At 63.2% G+C, this 16249-nt stretch carries 18 protein-coding genes; 13 read left to right on the top strand and 5 right to left on the bottom strand.

What is annotated here, in order from left to right; translation table 11 throughout:
* The first annotated feature begins 18 nt into the window (after positions 1-18).
* Positions 19-708 (top strand): Crp/Fnr family transcriptional regulator, encoded by a 690-nt coding sequence (locus FHW83_RS12855; protein WP_176646750.1) that lies wholly within the window; start codon positions 19-21, stop codon positions 706-708.
* A 60-nt stretch (positions 709-768) separates the two neighbouring features.
* Here the strand turns inward: FHW83_RS12855 and FHW83_RS12850 are convergent, their stop codons facing one another.
* Both FHW83_RS12850 and FHW83_RS12845 read right to left on the bottom strand, forming a co-directional pair.
* Positions 769-1029 carry a HigA family addiction module antitoxin gene (locus FHW83_RS12850; RefSeq protein ID WP_176646749.1) on the bottom strand — a complete coding sequence of 87 codons (261 nt, stop codon included), beginning with the start codon at positions 1027-1029 and terminating at the stop codon, positions 769-771.
* On the bottom strand, positions 1029-1307 hold the full coding sequence (locus FHW83_RS12845) for a type II toxin-antitoxin system RelE/ParE family toxin (protein WP_176646748.1): 279 nt from the start codon (positions 1305-1307) through the stop codon (positions 1029-1031). Before FHW83_RS12845 ends, FHW83_RS12850 begins: the two co-directional genes overlap by 1 nt.
* A 125-nt stretch (positions 1308-1432) precedes the next feature.
* Between FHW83_RS12845 and FHW83_RS12840 the strand changes: the two genes are divergently transcribed.
* The 6 genes from FHW83_RS12840 to FHW83_RS12815 all read left to right on the top strand — a co-directional run bounded on the left by FHW83_RS12840 (position 1433) and on the right by FHW83_RS12815 (position 6249).
* The gene (locus tag FHW83_RS12840) at positions 1433-3256 is read left to right on the top strand and encodes an aminopeptidase P family protein (RefSeq protein WP_176646747.1); all 1824 of its coding nucleotides are present in this window, start codon (positions 1433-1435) and stop codon (positions 3254-3256) included.
* Positions 3253-3501, top strand: coding sequence for a hypothetical protein (locus FHW83_RS12835; protein WP_176646746.1), 249 nt, complete (start codon positions 3253-3255; stop codon positions 3499-3501). The genes FHW83_RS12840 and FHW83_RS12835 overlap by 4 nt, the downstream gene beginning before the upstream one ends.
* An 11-nt stretch (positions 3502-3512) precedes the next feature.
* Positions 3513-4259, top strand: coding sequence for an MgtC/SapB family protein (locus FHW83_RS12830; RefSeq protein ID WP_176646745.1), 747 nt, complete (start codon positions 3513-3515; stop codon positions 4257-4259).
* Positions 4260-4261: 2 nt separating this feature from the next.
* Complete coding sequence (locus FHW83_RS12825; protein ID WP_176646744.1) at positions 4262-4840, top strand: DUF924 family protein; 579 nt, start codon at positions 4262-4264, stop codon at positions 4838-4840.
* Positions 4840-5664: a Rossmann-like and DUF2520 domain-containing protein gene (locus FHW83_RS12820; RefSeq protein WP_176646743.1), complete on the top strand. Its 825-nt coding sequence runs from the start codon at positions 4840-4842 to the stop codon at positions 5662-5664. The genes FHW83_RS12825 and FHW83_RS12820 overlap by 1 nt, the downstream gene beginning before the upstream one ends.
* A gap of 222 nt (positions 5665-5886) precedes the next feature.
* Complete coding sequence (locus tag FHW83_RS12815; protein WP_176646742.1) at positions 5887-6249, top strand: hypothetical protein; 363 nt, start codon at positions 5887-5889, stop codon at positions 6247-6249.
* Here FHW83_RS12815 and FHW83_RS12810 read toward each other — a convergent pair.
* The gene (locus tag FHW83_RS12810; RefSeq protein WP_176646741.1) at positions 6240-6821 is read right to left on the bottom strand and encodes a molybdopterin-dependent oxidoreductase; all 582 of its coding nucleotides are present in this window, start codon (positions 6819-6821) and stop codon (positions 6240-6242) included. The genes FHW83_RS12815 and FHW83_RS12810 overlap by 10 nt on opposite strands.
* Positions 6822-6863: 42 nt before the next feature.
* On the opposite strand from FHW83_RS12810, the gene FHW83_RS12805 reads away from it, so the two are divergent.
* From FHW83_RS12805 to FHW83_RS12790, 4 genes are all read left to right on the top strand, one after another.
* Entirely contained in the window at positions 6864-7460 is a 597-nt protein-coding gene (locus tag FHW83_RS12805) for an alpha-ketoglutarate-dependent dioxygenase AlkB (protein ID WP_176646740.1), read from the top strand.
* Positions 7461-7554: 94 nt separating this feature from the next.
* Positions 7555-9264, top strand: coding sequence for a methyl-accepting chemotaxis protein (locus tag FHW83_RS31150; RefSeq protein ID WP_304506224.1), 1710 nt, complete (start codon positions 7555-7557; stop codon positions 9262-9264).
* A 185-nt stretch (positions 9265-9449) separates the two neighbouring features.
* Complete coding sequence (locus FHW83_RS12795; protein WP_176646738.1) at positions 9450-10058, top strand: outer membrane beta-barrel protein; 609 nt, start codon at positions 9450-9452, stop codon at positions 10056-10058.
* Positions 10059-10292: 234 nt separating this feature from the next.
* On the top strand, positions 10293-10445 hold the full coding sequence (locus FHW83_RS12790; protein WP_218106261.1) for a hypothetical protein: 153 nt from the start codon (positions 10293-10295) through the stop codon (positions 10443-10445).
* 57 nt (positions 10446-10502) lie between these two features.
* On the opposite strand, the gene ettA is transcribed toward FHW83_RS12790, so the two are convergent.
* Both ettA and rarD read right to left on the bottom strand, forming a co-directional pair.
* Positions 10503-12170 carry an energy-dependent translational throttle protein EttA gene (ettA, locus tag FHW83_RS12785; protein ID WP_176646737.1) on the bottom strand — a complete coding sequence of 556 codons (1668 nt, stop codon included), beginning with the start codon at positions 12168-12170 and terminating at the stop codon, positions 10503-10505.
* Between the two features lie 75 nt (positions 12171-12245).
* Entirely contained in the window at positions 12246-13121 is an 876-nt protein-coding gene (gene rarD, locus FHW83_RS12780) for an EamA family transporter RarD (RefSeq protein WP_176646736.1), read from the bottom strand.
* Positions 13122-13327: 206 nt separating this feature from the next.
* Between rarD and FHW83_RS12775 the strand changes: the two genes are divergently transcribed.
* Entirely contained in the window at positions 13328-15208 is a 1881-nt protein-coding gene (locus FHW83_RS12775; protein WP_176646735.1) for a potassium transporter Kup, read from the top strand.
* Positions 15209-15322: 114 nt separating this feature from the next.
* On the top strand, positions 15323-16198 hold the full coding sequence (locus FHW83_RS12770; protein WP_229224159.1) for an FKBP-type peptidyl-prolyl cis-trans isomerase: 876 nt from the start codon (positions 15323-15325) through the stop codon (positions 16196-16198).
* Positions 16199-16249 lie beyond the last annotated feature (51 nt).

Below are 16249 nucleotides of genomic sequence, written 5' to 3'. Positions count from 1 at the left end.
TATGATGCGTTGCAAAAAATGTCTGATCGAAACCAAGTTACTTTGAAGGAAGCGCTACGCACGGCGATCTGGGCCAAAGACCTGACGCCGGAACAAATGGCGCGCGTCGAGGCCGATACCTTTGAAACCTTTGTCCCGAAGGGTGGTTATGTCTGCCGCAAGGGCGATATGGTGGAAAACTGGCTGGGCATTATCGACGGCATGGTGAAGATGAATAATTTCTCGTCGGATGGTAAAAGCGTGACTTTTACCGGCGTCCCGCCGGGCGGCTGGTTTGGCGAGGGCACGGTTTTAAAAAACGAGGTTTTAAAATACGATGCCATGGCTTTGCGGGACAGCCGGATCGCACGCATGCCGGTCGCGACGTTCAGGTGGCTGCTGGATAATAGTTTGCCTTTTACGCGGTTCCTGCTGATGCAGTTGAACGAGCGTTTGGGGCAGTTTATCGGAATGGTGGAGAATGACCGGCTGTTAAATCCCGATACGCGCGTGGCACGTTGCCTGGCTTCGATGTTTCATTCGCATTTATATCCCGGACTGGAGAAAATCGTCCATATCTCGCAGGAGGAGCTGGGATTAATATTGGGCGCCTCACGCCAGCGCGCGAACCAGGCGTTGCAGCTTTTGGAAAAGCAGGGATTGCTGAGCCTTGATTACGGCGGCATCCGCATCCTGGACCTGGAGGGATTGCGGCGTTATCAGGCCTGAGGGCTTTTTTGCCCCTTGATTATGCCAATTATTGGCACAAACCCGCCAATTTCCGGCACGTCACGCCGCGTTGCGCTGCCGCTCCAGCCAACGGTCGTGCAGCGCCTGCAGGTTGTTCCAGCTCTGCACCGAACCTCCCAAGGCGGCGGAAAAGCGTTTCGCCATGGCCGGCGTTATTTTGGCCTTGCCATTTAAAATGCGATTGAGTGTCGATGGCGCGATACCCATTTTCTCAGCGCAATCGTGTGCGCTGAGATTTAAAGGCTTCAAATAAACCTCAATAATAAACTCGCCTGGTGTCATCGGGTTGTACATTTCCATTAGTGATAATCCTCGTAATTCACTTGTTGAGCGTTGCCTGAATCAAATTCAAATGTCAGGCGCCAATTTGCGTTGACTTCCACGGCCCAGCGCGGCTTGATGAAGCCCCGAAGGGAATGAAATTTATATCCTGCTTTATTCATGTCTTCCGCGACGTGAGCGATTTCCAGTGTATTCAATAACAAATGTAGCCGTGCGGCATGGCTGGGCTGTATTCCCGCCACGCTGCCGGTCTCGTAAAACTTGCGTAATCCTTTATGACGGAATGAGACGATCATGATCAATATAGTCCCGCGTTGTTAACACAACAAGCTGGACCATTGAATCATTTCGCGTGCACAGCCATTTAGCGGCGGATCAAGTAATCGAGGTATCATGGAGGCAAGCTATTTTGAAATGTCCCATGGATACTCCAGACCCTTCCGAAGTCATCGAACGCCTGGCGCGATTACGGGCCGCGATGCGCCAGCGGCAAGTTGATGCGCTGATGGTGCCCTCCGCCGATCCGCACCTGTCCGAATATCTGCCCGCACGCTGGCAGGGCCGCGAATGGGCTTCCGGTTTCACGGGCTCGGTCGGCACCCTGATCATCACGCCGGAATTCGCCGGCGTCTGGACCGACGCCCGCTACTGGACCCAGGCCGAGCAGCAACTGGCCGGCACCGGCATCCAGCTGATGAAGCTGGCCTCCGGCGCCAGCGTGCAATATGTTGACTGGTTGGCAAGTCAGCTGAAAGCCGGCCAGACCCTGGCCGTGGACGGCGCCGTGCTTGGCTTGGCCATCGCCCGCCTGCTGCAAACCGCGCTGGACGCCAAAGATGTCCACCTGCGCACCGATCTCGACCTGCTGGAACAGGTCTGGCTGGATCGTCCGGCCCTGCCGGCCGCGCCGATCTACGAGCATCTGCCCCCCTACGCATCGAAAAGCCGTAGCGGCAAGCTGGCCGATCTGCGCGGCGCCATGCAACAGGCCGGCGCCAACTGCCACCTGATATCGACGCTGGACGACATCGCCTACCTGTTCAACCTGCGCGGCGCCGACGTCAATTTCAATCCGATTTTCCTGTCGCACGCCCTGATCACTCCCACCCGCGCCATATTGTTTGTCGCCGAGGGCAAGATTTCCGCCGGGCTGAGCGCGGCGCTGGCCGACGATGGCGTCGACGTCGCCCCCTACGCCTCGGCCGCCGCCGCGCTGGCCGCGCTGGCCGCGCTGCCGGCCGACGCCGTCATGCTGCTCGATCCGCGCCGCGTGACCCACGGCACCCGTCAGTGGATTCCGGCCCAGGTCAAGGTGGTTGAAGCGATCAACCCCACCACGCTGGCCAAGTCGCGCAAGAGCGAGGCCGACGCGGCCCACGTGCGCGCCGCCATGGAGCAGGACGGCGCCGCGCTGTGCGAATTCTTCACCTGGCTGGAACAAACCCTGGCCAACCCCGACCGCGCCCCGCTGACCGAAGTCGAGATCGACAAGCAAATCACCGCCGCGCGCGCGCGCCGTCCCGGCTTCATCAGCCCGAGCTTTGCCACCATCGCCGGCTTCGGCCCCAACGGCGCGATCATGCATTACCGCGCCACCGCAGCGCGCCACGCCGTCATCGTGGGCGATAATCTGCTGCTGATCGATTCCGGCGGCCAATATCTGGGCGGCACCACCGACATCACCCGCGTGGTGGCGGTGGGCCGCATCAGCGACGAGCAGCGCCGCGATTTCACGCTGGTGTTGAAAGGCATGATCGCGCTATCGGCCGCGCGCTTCCCGCGCGGCGCCAAATCGCCGATGCTGGACGCCATCGCCCGCGCGCCACTGTGGGCCGAAGGCATGGATTTCGGCCACGGCACCGGCCATGGCGTCGGCTACTTCCTCAACGTGCACGAAGGCCCGCAATCGATCTCGCCCAACACCATGCCGGACGCGCACACGGCCATGGAGCCGGGCATGATCACCTCGATCGAGCCCGGCCTGTACCGTCCCGGCCGCTGGGGCATCCGCATCGAGAACCTGGTGCTGAACCGCGCCGCCGGCCAGACCGAGTTCGGCGAATTCCTCGACTTTGAAACCTTGACCCTGTGTCCGATCGACACGCGCTGCATCGAGCCTTCGTTGCTGCGCGACGATGAAAAACGCTGGCTCAACCACTACCACGCCACAGTGCGCGAGCGCCTGTCGCCACTGTTGTCCGGCGACGCGCTGGCCTGGCTACACACCCGCACGGAGATCCTATGAGTGGACGCGCAACCAAGGCCACCACGGCCGTAGACCGCCTGAAACGCCGCACCGGCAACGAAAAGTATTCGATGTCGGTGACCGGCAGCGGCCACTTCTTCCTGTCCGACGGCGCCGGCAATCCGCCGCTGTGTCCGCCAATGGAGCTGGATGACTTTGTCGCCTTCGTCAAGACCATCGCGCCGGAAGCCCCCAAGCGCATGAGCAAACTGGATATCGCCTTCGAAAAACAACTTAAAAAATAAAGAGGCCCGTCATGCCCGCTATTGAATTCCTGCAAGCGTATTGGTCGCATTCGGAGCTCGCCACCAACGCGGTGGTCCTGTTGAACTTGCTGGGCGCCTTGTTGCTGGGCTTGCTGGTCGGGTATGAACGTTCCTACCACGGCCGTGCGGCCGGCATGCGCACCTACGGCCTGGTGTGCATGGCGTCGGCCGCGCTGACCGTGATCGGCGGCTATCCGGGGCACTGGTTCGGCGGCCACGTGTCGCAATACCTGGTGAATTCCGACCCGACCCGGGTCATCCAGGGCATCGTGACCGGCATCGGCTTCCTGGGCGCAGGCGTGATCATGCGCGAGGGCTTCAACATCAGCGGCCTGACCACCGCCGCCTCGATCTGGGCCTCGTCGGTGATCGGCGTGATGGTCGGCGTCGGTTTTTACCTGGGCGCGATCGGGCTGGCGATGCTGTGCGCCGGCTCGATGATTTTCCTGACCCGGGTGGAGGCATGGCTGCCGTCGCGCCACGCGATCGCCATCACCATGCGCTTCAAGGCCGGCTACAAGCCGCAGGAGCCGGCGCTGCGGGCCATGGCGCTGCAGCGCGGTTATGAAATCGCCGGCGGTTCGATGATGATCGGCAGCGAAGGTGGCATGCAGGAGTGGCGCTTTGTCGCGATCGCCCTGAGTAAACGCAGCGGCGCGCCGATGGCGGTATTATCGGCGGAGCTGGCCGAATTCGACGGCATCCACAGCTTCCAGCTCACTCACGCACGCAACTGAACATGAACCCACAAGCCCAGGCGGTATTCGATTTCTGGTTCGCCGGCGCCGATAGCGTGCGCCGCGAATGGTTTCAAAAGGACGACGCGTTCGATCGCGACATCGACCAGCGCTTTGGCGAGCAGATCGCGCAGGCGCTGGAAGGCGACCTGCACCAGTGGGATGCCGAGGGTCCGCAAGCCGCGCTGGCGCGCATCCTGCTGCTGGACCAGTTTTGCCGCAACGTGTATCGTGGCACGCCGCTGGCGTTCGCCGGCGACCATCTGGCCTTGCAGGCCGCGCTGGACATGATCGACGCCGGCGAGGACCAGCAACTCACGCCTTTACAGCGGGCCTTTGTCTACTTGCCGCTGGAGCACGCGGAAGACTTGGCGATGCAGGAGCGGGCGGTTGCCCTGTTCACGCGCCTGGCCGAGTCGGAGCCCGGCAACCAGGGCCTCGCCGGCATGCTGGACTACGCCAGGCGCCATCGCGAGGTGATCCAGCGCTTCGGCCGCTTCCCGCACCGCAATGCCATTCTCAACCGTCCGTCGACGCCGGCGGAGGTCGAATATCTCAAGCAACCCGGATCGGGGTTCTGATGTCCGCCAGTGTGAATCTGATCGGCGCCGGCCACGTCGGGCGTGTGCTGGGCCGCTTGCTGGCCGCGCAAGGTTTCCATATCCAGCAAGTGTTGACGCGTTCGGCGGACTCGGCGCGCGAGGCGGTGGCCTTCATCGGCGCCGGCGGCGTGGCCACGGCCTACGGGCAATTGCAGCCGGCCGCCGTGCACGTGTTGGCGGTCGGGGACGACCAGATCGCGCCGGCCTGCGCGGCGCTGGCGCGCGCCGTGCCTCTCGCTGGCAGCGTGGTGTTCCATTGCAGCGGCGCGTTGGCGTCGGACCGCCTCCAGGCCGCGCGCGACGCCGGCGCGCTGGTCGCCAGCGTGCATCCGATCCGCAGCTTCGCCGATCCGGACGTGGTGGCGGCGCAATTCGCCGGCACCTTCTGCGGCATCGAGGGGGACGAGGGCGCGCTGGCGGTGTTGACGCCGGCGCTGCACGCGATCGGCGCGCAACCGGTGCCGATCAAGGCCGAGGCCAAGACCGTGTACCACGCGGCCGCCGTGTTCGCCAGTAACTATCTGGTGACGGTGCTGGACGCGGCGTTGCGCGCCTACCAGGCCGCCGGCATTCCGGAACCGGTGGCGCGCCAGCTGGCGCAGCCGCTGGCCGCTGAGTCGATGGCGAATGTGTTCCGGCTGGGCGCGGCGGCCGCGCTGAGCGGCCCCATCGCGCGCGGCGACATGGCCACGGTGGCGCGCCAGCAGCAGGCCGTCAGTGCCTGGGACGAGGAAACCGGAGCGTTGTATCGGTCTCTTGTCGCTCCGACCACTGAGTTGGCGCGCCGAAAAGTGGAGAAATAGCGTATCGGCGCGCAACTCCTTGTAAATTACTACTTAACAACTATATTTTAAGTAGATATAGCTGCGGTCCGCGCCACGTTTTGCAGTTGTATTGCCACGAATTCACAAAATAAGTACCCGTATCAGTCGACAAACCTCTGAATTAGCAATAAGCTTGATTCTTAGAATGTTTTCAAGCGGCAAGCTTAACCGGCGCCAAAAACTGGATAGTAGGGGTAGAACATGTTATTTCTGAAAAGTACGACCGTAACGAAAGCGCCAGGGATTTACGACGTCGACGTCGCAGCCAAGCCGCCAGGCAAGACCTTTGGCGTGTTCATCGCCACCGATCCTGACAATCCGCCGACCGAGGTGCTGGCGCAACTGGCCGCGCTGGGCTTCAAGCAAACCTACAGCGGCGGCTACACCCACAAGGACCGCGGCAAGGTGCTGGACCTGCACTTCCAGAAAGCCGGCACCGACCTGTTCGAGGGCTGGAAAGCGGAAGAGCTGGAGGCCAACATGGCCGCCATCAACGCGCTGTTCAACGGCATCGGCATCACCATCACGCCGCGCGTGATGAGCCTGGCCGAAGCCTACGCCTGAACCTCGATGTGATACAGGCCCCACGGGCACAAGCCAAACCGGTCGGCTAACGGTTTGGCCGCCATCTCGGGGACTTTATCGGCGTCGTAGACCGCCCACAGCGGTCCCAATCCACCCAGCGCCATCGGTGCGCCATCCAGATGCGTGGCGACGATGTAGCGCTGCGCCCTGGCTTGCGCCACCGTCACGGTGGCGGCAAAACCATCAATGGCGCGCAGCACCAGCTTGCTGTTGTCGCTCACCTTGGCGCCGGCCGCCTTCATCACATCCAATAGCAAGGGACCGCGCAGCGTGTGCTGCTTGCCGTCGTATTCCAGCGTGGGCTTGATGGTGATGGCGGGCAGCGCCGTCAGCGCGGCGTAGTCGAACGCGTACGCCTTGTCGAAGCTGAGCTTTTGCTTGTACATCATCTGGTCGCGCACCGGGTCCAGCTTGCCGCGGTTGCCGCTGCCGATGGCGCCGGTGACGGTGAGCAGGGCAGGGCCGCCGGCGGCGGCGGCGCGCGCCGGCAACGTCATGGCGGCGGACAAGCCGGCCAGCGCGGCCGTGCCCAGGAACTGGCGTTTTTTCATGCGGTGACTCCTAGAATGCGTGGTGCCGGTATCATACCGCGCATGGACTTATTTGCCGACGATACCCGCCTTGCGCCGATCCCGATCGAGGATGGCGAACTGTGGTTCCAGCAGCGCCTGCCGCTGGACTTGCCTCCTGACGAGGTGATGCGGCGCCTGCTGGCCGAGACCGACTGGCGCGCGGAGCAAATCCAGGTTTGGGGCAAGCTGCACATGCAGCCGCGCCTGTCGGCCTGGCATGGCGAGGCCAGCTACCGCTACTCCGGCAAGACTTTTCATCCGCAACCGTTCACCGCGCTGCAACTACACATCAAGCAGGCGGTCGAGCGCGTCACCGGGCGGCGCTTCAACAGTGTGCTGCTCAATTACTATCGCGACGAGCGCGACAGCATGGGCTTCCACGCCGACGACGAGCGCGAGCTGGGACCGGAGCCGGCCATCGCCTCGGTCAGCTTCGGCGCGCCGCGCACCTTCATCCTCAAGCACCGGCAACTGCCGAAAACCGTCAAGCTGGCGCTGGGCGACGGCTGCCTGTTGCTGATGGCGGGCGCGCTGCAGCGGCACTGGCTGCACGGCATTAACAAGGAGCGCGCACCGCGCGGTCCGCGCGTCAATTTGACGTTCCGCTTGATTGTCTGAAACGGGCCACACTCGCGGCAAGAAGTGAAGCAATACCGGCCACAGGCTGCTATCGTATTCGTCTACCACATGGGAGGACATTATGTTTAGCAACATGAAAGTCGGTACCAAACTCATCTCGGGTTTCAGCAGCATCGCGATCGTGGGGGCGATCGTGGCGTGCGTTGGCATCTTCAGCATGAGCAAACTGAATGAGGCGGCGGACACCATGTACCGCGAAGACCTGCTCGGACTGTCTTATATCAAGGAAGCCAATATAAACCTGGTCTACGCGGGCCGGGCGCGCAATAATTTCCTGGCCGCGCAAACCGCCGAGGAACGCGACAAGCTGCGCGCGGACATCAAGCGTTACCTGGCCGCGATGGACGATTACCTGGCCAAGGCGCGTCCGCTGTTCGTGATGCCCAAGGGCCAGCAATTGCTGGACGAGTACGTGGAGCCATCGCGCGAATATGCGCGCCTGATGACGGCCGCACTCGACGCCGCCGGCGCCGATCCGCTGGCGCAACGTTCGGAGGCGGCGCAACGCGCGCAAGTGGCCGTGCGCCAGCAGGCCGACCGCCTGGACAAGCTGATGGACGGCATGACCGACCTCAAGGAAAGCCGCGCCAGCGCCAAGGCCGCGGCCACGAGCGAGCTGTACCGCTTTAGCCTGACGCTGATGTTGGTGCTGGTGGTGGCCAGCCTGGCCGCCGGCCTGGCGCTGGGCGTGCAGATCACGCGCGCGCTGACGCGCCAGCTGGGCGGCGAGCCGGCCGAGGTGGCCAAGGTGGCCGGCAAGATCGCCGGCGGCGACCTGACCGTGGACGTGGCGGTGCGCCAGAACGACGACCGCAGCGTGCTGTATGCGATGAAGTCCATGCGCGACAGCCTGGGCGGCATTGTCGGACAGGTGCGCAGCGGCACCGATCTGATCGCCACCGCCTCGGCGCAGATCGCCAGTGGCACGCAGGACTTGTCGGCGCGCACCGAGCAGCAGGCCGGGGCGCTGGAGGAAACCGCCTCGTCGATGGAACAGCTGACCTCCACCGTCAAGCAAAACGCCGACCACACGCGCCAGGCCAACGAGCTGGCGCGCTCGGCCTCCACCGTGGCGCAAAAGGGCGGCGCGGTGGTGGACGAGGTGATCGGCACCATGGGCGCCATCAACGAATCGTCCGGCAAGATTGCCGACATCATCGGCGTGATCGACGGCATTGCGTTCCAGACCAACATCCTCGCCTTGAACGCGGCGGTGGAGGCGGCGCGCGCCGGCGAGCAGGGACGCGGCTTCGCGGTGGTGGCGTCGGAGGTGCGCACGCTGGCGCAGCGCTCGGCCACGGCGGCCAAGGAAATCAAGCAGCTCATCGACGAATCGGTCAGCAAGGTGGGCGCCGGCGCGCGCCAGGTGGACGAGGCCGGTGTGACCATGCGCGAGATCGTCGCCAGCATCCAACGCGTGACCGACATCATGGCCGACATCCAGGCCGCCAACAGCGAACAGAGCACCGGCATCGAGCAAATCAACCAGGCCATCATCCAGATGGACCAGGTGACGCAGCAGAACGCCGCGCTGGTGGAGGAATCGGCGGCGGCGTCCGAGGCGATGCAGGAGCAGGCGCGCAGGCTGGCCGAGCTGGTCAGCGTGTTCACGGTGGAGCAATCGGCCGCCGCGCTGTCCGCGCCGCCCCGGCCGCGGCCGGCCGCGCCAGCACCAGCGCCAGCACCGCGCCGCGTGGCCAACAGTCCCACTGCCACGCTGCCCAAACCGGCGCTCACCAAGTCTGCCGTTAAAGAACCGGCAACAGAATGGGAAGAATTTTAAGCTCGTCTTAAGTTTGGCGCATCTTGAAATTTGCCAATGATCGTTTGGCTTACATCTCGTCACACTTCTTACTAATTCGGTGACCACAGGTGTTGGTTGGAGTGCTATCTTGGACACATCGCAATTCATAGCAACTGCGATCCCAAGCAAGTCCGCTTCAACCATTTTGCTGAAAGATCAAAATCATGAAAAAAATTCTGTTCGCTTTAGTCGCATCCGCAGCCGCCCTGGGTGGCACCGCAGCTTACGCACAATCCAATACGCAGGACGCGCCCGGCACCGCTTACATCGGTGCTGGCGTGGTCGGCAGCCGTTACGACTTCAGTGACGCGGCCGGCGCCGGCGCCCTGAGCAGCGACAACCACAGCGGCACCAAGGCCGCTGGCAAAATCTACGGTGGCTACAACATCGACAGCACCTGGGCTGTGGAAGCCGGTTATACCGACTTCGGCAAACGCAGCTACAACTACACCCAGGGTGGTGCGGCCGGCGGTCTGAACACCGACGCGCACTCGTACTATTTGGCTGGTAAAGGCACCTGGCCGGTGGCCCGCGACTTTGCCGTGTTCGGCAAACTGGGCGTGGCGCGCAACCACAACGATGTGACCACCTCCGGTATCGCATCGGTCAGCGGCAGCGAAAACAAAACCGCGCTGTACGCCTCGGTGGGCGGCGAGTACGCCATCAACAAAAACGTGAAGGTCTCGCTGGAGTATGAAAACTACGGCAAGAGCGACATCGACACCGGCCGCAAAGCCGGCGCCATCACCGCTGGCCTGCGCTACAACTTCTAAGCGCATAGCGGGATAATTCATTACGTTCAGAGGGCCGGGGGCATCGCTCCCGGCCCTTTTGCTTTGTGTAGAGCGTCAGCCCACTTCGACACGGGCGAAGCTGGCGCAGCACGGCGTGCCGCTGTTGCCGAAGCCGGGATAGTCCGGCGCGATCAGGTGATGATGGCGATGCTGTTGCGCCTCCATGCAATCTCCATCGTAATTCCATAGAGCCTGCTGTTCCTGGCGTATCCCTTGTTTGCCGACTATGCGGTCGATGCTATCTTGAGAAAAGAAGCGTCTTCCGCTTTGCTTTATTCATTGATGGTATTGGGCATGCTGGATCAGATCGCCCGGCTGAAAGATATAGGCCTGCGGGTCGCCCCCGGCCGGATCGCCGATGAGTAGCCGGGCGGAACCGGCGCCAGCAAGGCACTGCTGGCGCCGCGCAACGCCTGAAGCCGCTTAGTTGGTCAACGGCTTGTAGCGGATGCGTTTTGGTTTGGCGCCTTCCTCGCCCAGGCGTTTCTTCTTGTCGGCTTCGTACTCCTGGTAATTGCCGTCGAAGAAGGTGACCTGCGAGTTGCCCTCGAACGCCAGGATGTGGGTGGCGATGCGGTCCAGGAACCAGCGGTCGTGCGAGATCACCATCACGGAACCGGCGAATTCCAGCAACGCGTCTTCCAGCGCGCGCAGGGTTTCCACGTCCAGATCGTTCGACGGTTCATCCAGCAGCAGGACGTTGCCGCCCTTGAGCAGGGTCTTGGCCAGGTGCAGGCGGCCACGCTCACCACCGGACAGGTTGCCGACGATCTTCTGCTGATCCGCGCCCTTGAAGTTGAAGCGGCCCAGGTAGGCGCGCGACGGCATCTCGAAGCGGCCCACGCTCAGGATGTCGGCGCCGCCCGAGACGTCCTCGAACACGGTCTTGGCGTCGGCCAGCTTGTCGCGGCTCTGGTCCACCAGCGAGATTTTCGCGGTCTTGCCGATCACCACCTCGCCGCTGTCCGGCGTGTCCAGCCCGGCGATCATCTTGAACAGGGTCGACTTACCGGCGCCGTTCGGGCCGATGATGCCGACGATGGCGCCCGGCGGAATCGTGAACGAGACGTTGTCCAGCAGCAGGCGGTCGCCAAAGCCTTTGGACACGTTCTTGAATTCGATCACTTCATTGCCCAGACGCTCGGCCACAGGGATGAAGATCTCCTGGGTCTCGTTGCGCTTCTGGTATTCGTATTCGCTCAGCTCGTTGAAGCGGGCCAGGCGGGCCTTCGACTTGGCCTGGCGCGCCTTCGGATTCTGGCGCGACCATTCCAGCTCTTTTTGCAGCGCTTTCTGGCGCGCCGACTCGGTGGCCTCTTCCTGCTTCAGGCGGTCCTGTTTCTGCTCCAGCCACGAGGAATAGTTGCCCTTCCATGGAATGCCGTGGCCGCGGTCCAGTTCCAGGATCCATTCGGCGGCGTTGTCGAGGAAGTAGCGGTCGTGGGTGATGCCGACCACGGTGCCCGGGAAGCGCACCAGGAATTGCTCCAGCCATTCCACCGATTCCGCGTCCAGGTGGTTGGTCGGCTCGTCGAGCAGCAGCATGTCGGGCTTGGACAGCAGCAGCTTGCACAGCGCCACGCGGCGCTTTTCGCCACCGGACAGCACGCCGATTTTCTGATCCCACGGCGGCAGGCGCAGCGCGTCGGCGGCCATCTCCAGTTGCAGGTTCAGGTTGCCGCCATCGGCGGCGGCGATGATCGATTCCAGCCGCTCCTGCTCCTTGGCCAGGGCGTCGAAGTCGGCGTTTTCGTCGGCGTAGGCGGCGTACACGGCTTCCAGCTTGGCTTGCGCTTCAAACGCTTCGCCCAGGCCGGATTCGACTTCCTGGCGCACGGTTTTTTCCGGGTCCAGCTGCGGTTCCTGCGGCAGGTAGCCGATGCTCAGGCCCGGCATCGGGCGCGCTTCGCCCTGGATGTCGGTGTCGATGCCTGCCATAATTTTCAGCAAGCTCGACTTACCGGAGCCGTTCAGGCCCAGCACGCCGATCTTCGCGCCCGGGAAGAAGGACAGCGAAATATCTTTCAGGATCTGGCGCTTGGGCGGGACGATTTTGCCCACGCGGTTCATGGTATAGACGTAATTTGCCATTGAGAATCTCGGTGAAAAAATTGGTAGAAATGCAGGGAAGGACGACAGGATACGATAAATCCCGCCATCTTCCCACTATTTAGCGCGCCGGCTCACCCACAGCCCCTCGGCCACGTACAGGATCAGCGCCGCCCAGATGATCAGGAAGCCGATCAGGCGGTCGGCAGTGAAGGCTTCGTGGAAGACCCACACGCCCAGCAGCGCCTGCATGGTGGGCGACAGGTATTGCAGCAGGCCCAGCACCGCCATCGGGATCCTGCGCGCGCCGGCCGCGAACAGCAGCAGCGGGATGGCGGTGATCGGCCCGGCCGCCGCCAGCAGCCAGCGGGTGCTGTCGTGCGGTGTGTTGAGGAAGGCGTTCTGGCCATGAAAGCTCAGCCACAGCACGTACATCAGCGCCAGCGGGAACAGGATCATGGTCTCCAGCGACAAGCCCTCCAGCGCCGCCAGGGCCGCCGTCTTGCGCAGCAAGCCATAGCCGCCGAAGGTGATGCCTAAAATCAGGGCAATCCACGGCATCTGGCCGGCCTGCCAGGTCAGCCAGGCCACGCCGGCCGCCGCCACGCCGACGGAAATCCACTGGCCGCGCCGCAGGCGCTCCTTCAGCACCACCAGCCCCAGCAACACGTTGAACAGCGGGTTGATGAAGTAGCCCAGGCTGGCGTCGATCACGTGGCCGTTGTTGACCGACCAGATGTAGACGCCCCAGTTGGCCGTCAGCAGCAGGGCGCTGGCCACAAAACTGAGCAGCACGCGCGGCTGTCGCAGCACCCTGGGCAGCCATTTCCACTGCTGGCGCGCGGTCAGTACGAGCACCAGGAACAGCAGCGACCACAGCATGCGGTGCGCCAGGATTTGCAGCGGCGGCACCTCGTCGATGGCGTGGAAGTACAGCGGGAACAAGCCCCAGCACAGAAAGGCCGACGTCGCGTACAAAATACCTGGATTCATGGGGCGCAACTGCGAAATGTAAGGAAAAGTCGGTCATTATCCCTCATCCGCGCGCGCTCCGCAGGCGCTGCGCTCGCGCTCGCGTCCGTGGCGGCGTACACTCTCGGTATTGATCTTTTGGAACGACTTCCCATGCCAAAATATTCTTGCCTTTTGCCCGTTCATGGCCTATTGTGCAATGCACCAAAACAACAACAGGTGCAATCTTGACCGAGCAACACAAGAAAAGCAGTCTCGCGGCACTCACCCTGGCCGCTGTCGGCATCGTCTACGGCGACATCGGCACCAGCCCCCTCTACACCCTCAAAACCGTCTTCGATCCCGAGCATGGCCTGGCGCTGACCGAAGGCAACCTGCTGGGCATCATCTCGCTGATCTTCTGGGGCCTGACCGTCATCGTGTCGCTCAAATACGTCAGCCTGGTGCTGCGCGCCGACAACCGCGGCGAGGGCGGCATCATGGCGCTGATGGCGCTGGCGCTGAATTCCGTCAGCAAGGTGGCGCAGGGCTGGCACTATCCGCTGATGCTGCTGGGCGTGTTCGGCGCCACCATGTTCTACGGCGACAGCGTGATCACGCCCGCCATCTCGGTGCTGGGCGCGATCGAGGGCCTGGAGGTGGCGGCGCCGGGACTGGAGCAGTACATCGTCCCGCTCACCATCATCGTGCTGATTTCGCTGTACGCGATGCAGCGCCATGGCACCGCCGGCATCGGCCGCTTCTTCGGCCCCATCATGGTGGTGTGGTTCGCCGCGCTGGCCGCGATGGGCGTGGTCAACATCGTCGAGGCGCCGCAGATCCTGTCCGCGCTCAATCCCTTCCACGCGCTGCGCTTCCTGTACGAGAACCGCATGATCGCCTTCGTCGCGCTGGGCGCGGTGGTGCTGGCGCTGACCGGCGCCGAGGCGCTGTACGCGGACATGGGCCACTTCGGCAAGAAGCCGATCCGCGCCGCCTGGTTCATGATCGTGTTCCCGGCGCTGGCGCTGAACTACCTCGGCCAGGGCGCGCTGCTGCTGACGCATCCGGGCGCGGTGGACAATCCCTTCTTCCACCAGCTGGGCGAGTGGAGCGTGTACCCGCTGGTGGTGCTGTCGACGCTGGCGGCGGTGATCGCCTCGCAGGCCACCATCTCCGGCACCTTCTCGATGACCAAGCAAGCCATCGCCCTCGGCCTGCTGCCGCGCATGCGCATCCTGCACACCTCGGCCACCGAGATCGGCCAGATCTACATCCCGGCGGTCAACTGGCTGCAGCTGGGCGTGGTGCTGCTGGCGGTGGTGGGCTTCGGTTCCTCGGACAAGCTGGCCGGCGCCTACGGCATCGCCGTGACCGCGACCATGCTGGCCACCACCGTGCTGACCTTCTTCGTGATCCGCTACCGCTGGCACCTGCCGCTGCTGCTGTGCTTTGGCGCCACCGGCTTCTTCCTGGCGCTGGATATCGCGCTGTTCTCGGCCAGCACGCTCAAGCTGTTCCACGGCGGCTGGTTCCCGCTGCTGCTGGGCGTGGTGCTGTTCACCGTGATGCTGACCTGGAAGCGCGGCCGCGAGCTGGTGTTCGAAAACCTGCAGAAGCACGCGATTCCGCTGGAGGAGTTCCTGTCCTCGCTGTTCGTGGCGCCGCCGACGCGCGTGTACGGCACCGCCATCTTCATGCGCGGCGAGAGCGATGGCGTGCCGCACGCGCTGCTGCACAACCTGTCGCACAACAAGGTGCTGCATGAGCGCGTGGTGTTCCTGACGGTGCACATCATCGAGGAGCCGTACGTGGCGGAGGCCGAGCAGGTCAAGGTGACGGACCTGGGCCACCAGTGCTACCAGCTCAATATCTACTACGGCTTCAAGGACGAACCGGACATCCCGCGCGTGATGCGCCTGTGCGAGTGCCTGGACCTGCCGTTCGAGATGATGGAAACCTCGTTCTTCATCGCCCGCCAGACCGTGATCTCGGCGCCCGGCTCCGGCATGGCGACCTGGCGCGAGCACCTGTTCGTGGCCATGTCGCGCAACGCGCGCGGCGCCGCCGACTACTACCAGATTCCGCCCAACCGTGTGATCGAACTTGGCACGCAAGTGGAAATTTGAAGACAAAAAAATGTAACTGAATGTAGTGCCGGGAGTGGAAGTGCCGTGGTCTGCTAAACTTCTGCGCCGGGACTACCGAATACGAATACTCATCAAAGGTAAACAATGAAATCGATGTTGCAATTTATCGCCGCTGCGGCCTGCGTAGCGGTGTTGACCGCCTGCGGCGGCGGCGCCAAGACGCCGGCAGCGGTTGTAGTGCCGCAGCCTGACTACAAGCTGACCGAGACCGTGGTCGGCAGCGGCTTGACGGCGGCCGCCGGCGATACCGTGACGTTCCACTATGTGGGTTACCTGTACGACTCGACCAAGTCCGACGGCAAGGGCACCAAGATTCAGAGCAGCGTGGACGCCGGCGCGCCGAAGACCGGCACGGTGGGCGTGGGCGCCTTGCCGGGCGGTAGCTTGCCGGTGTCGCCTGGTTGGGACCAGGCGCTGCTGGGCATGCAGCCGGGCGGCAAGCGCACCGTGGTGCTGCCGGCCAACCTGGCGTTTGGCGCCTACACCATCCCTCAGTCGACGTCGACCGGGATCCTGGCCGACATCAAGGCCAATTCGCCGCTGGTGTACGACTTTGAGATGATCAACGTGACCAAGGCGGTGATCATTCCTAGCGAGCCGCCGCCAACCACGCTGACCACGATCGACCAGACCGTCGGTACCGGCACCGCTGTCGTCAGCGGCAAGACCGTCACCGTGCGCTACGCCGGTTACCTGTATGACGGCACCCGTGCCAACCGTAAAGGGGCCAAGTTCGACGACAATCTGGGTGCGTCGGACGCGGTGCTGACCGTTGCTGTCGGCGGCGCCGGCACCATTACCGGCTTCAACACGGGCATCATTGGCATGCAGGTTGGCGGCACGCGTACCGTGATCATTCCGCCTAGCCTCGGCTACGGTGCGACCGCACAAGGCGCCGGTAAATATGGTATCGGGATTCCAGCCAACTCGACGCTGGTATTCGACATCACGCTGGTCTCGATCCAGTAATCGCTACCTGCGCAAAAAAAAAGCAGCTTCGGCTGCTTTTTTTTATGTGGC

The organism is Duganella sp. SG902 (assembly GCF_013376005.1).
GTDB lineage: Bacteria > Pseudomonadota > Gammaproteobacteria > Burkholderiales > Burkholderiaceae_D > Rugamonas.
The sequence above is the reverse complement of the archived record's forward strand: the minus strand, read 5'-3'. Positions and strand labels throughout refer to the sequence as shown.

Bases quoted from the DNA above. Each gene is read 5' to 3' on its own strand.
- FHW83_RS12855 (WP_176646750.1), top strand. From the start codon at position 19: ATGTCTGATCGAAACCAAGTTACTTTGAAGGAAGCGCTACGCACGGCG.
- FHW83_RS12850 (WP_176646749.1), bottom strand. From the start codon at position 1,029: ATGGAAATGTACAACCCGATGACACCAGGCGAGTTTATTATTGAGGTT.
- FHW83_RS12845 (WP_176646748.1), bottom strand. From the start codon at position 1,307: ATGATCGTCTCATTCCGTCATAAAGGATTACGCAAGTTTTACGAGACC.
- FHW83_RS12840 (WP_176646747.1), top strand. From the start codon at position 1,433: ATGGATACTCCAGACCCTTCCGAAGTCATCGAACGCCTGGCGCGATTA.
- FHW83_RS12835 (WP_176646746.1), top strand. From the start codon at position 3,253: ATGAGTGGACGCGCAACCAAGGCCACCACGGCCGTAGACCGCCTGAAA.
- FHW83_RS12830 (WP_176646745.1), top strand. From the start codon at position 3,513: ATGCCCGCTATTGAATTCCTGCAAGCGTATTGGTCGCATTCGGAGCTC.
- FHW83_RS12825 (WP_176646744.1), top strand. From the start codon at position 4,262: ATGAACCCACAAGCCCAGGCGGTATTCGATTTCTGGTTCGCCGGCGCC.
- FHW83_RS12820 (WP_176646743.1), top strand. From the start codon at position 4,840: ATGTCCGCCAGTGTGAATCTGATCGGCGCCGGCCACGTCGGGCGTGTG.
- FHW83_RS12815 (WP_176646742.1), top strand. From the start codon at position 5,887: ATGTTATTTCTGAAAAGTACGACCGTAACGAAAGCGCCAGGGATTTAC.
- FHW83_RS12810 (WP_176646741.1), bottom strand. From the start codon at position 6,821: ATGAAAAAACGCCAGTTCCTGGGCACGGCCGCGCTGGCCGGCTTGTCC.
- FHW83_RS12805 (WP_176646740.1), top strand. From the start codon at position 6,864: ATGGACTTATTTGCCGACGATACCCGCCTTGCGCCGATCCCGATCGAG.
- FHW83_RS31150 (WP_304506224.1), top strand. From the start codon at position 7,555: ATGAAAGTCGGTACCAAACTCATCTCGGGTTTCAGCAGCATCGCGATC.
- FHW83_RS12795 (WP_176646738.1), top strand. From the start codon at position 9,450: ATGAAAAAAATTCTGTTCGCTTTAGTCGCATCCGCAGCCGCCCTGGGT.
- ettA (WP_176646737.1), bottom strand. From the start codon at position 12,170: ATGGCAAATTACGTCTATACCATGAACCGCGTGGGCAAAATCGTCCCG.
- rarD (WP_176646736.1), bottom strand. From the start codon at position 13,121: ATGAATCCAGGTATTTTGTACGCGACGTCGGCCTTTCTGTGCTGGGGC.
- FHW83_RS12770 (WP_229224159.1), top strand. From the start codon at position 15,323: ATGTTGCAATTTATCGCCGCTGCGGCCTGCGTAGCGGTGTTGACCGCC.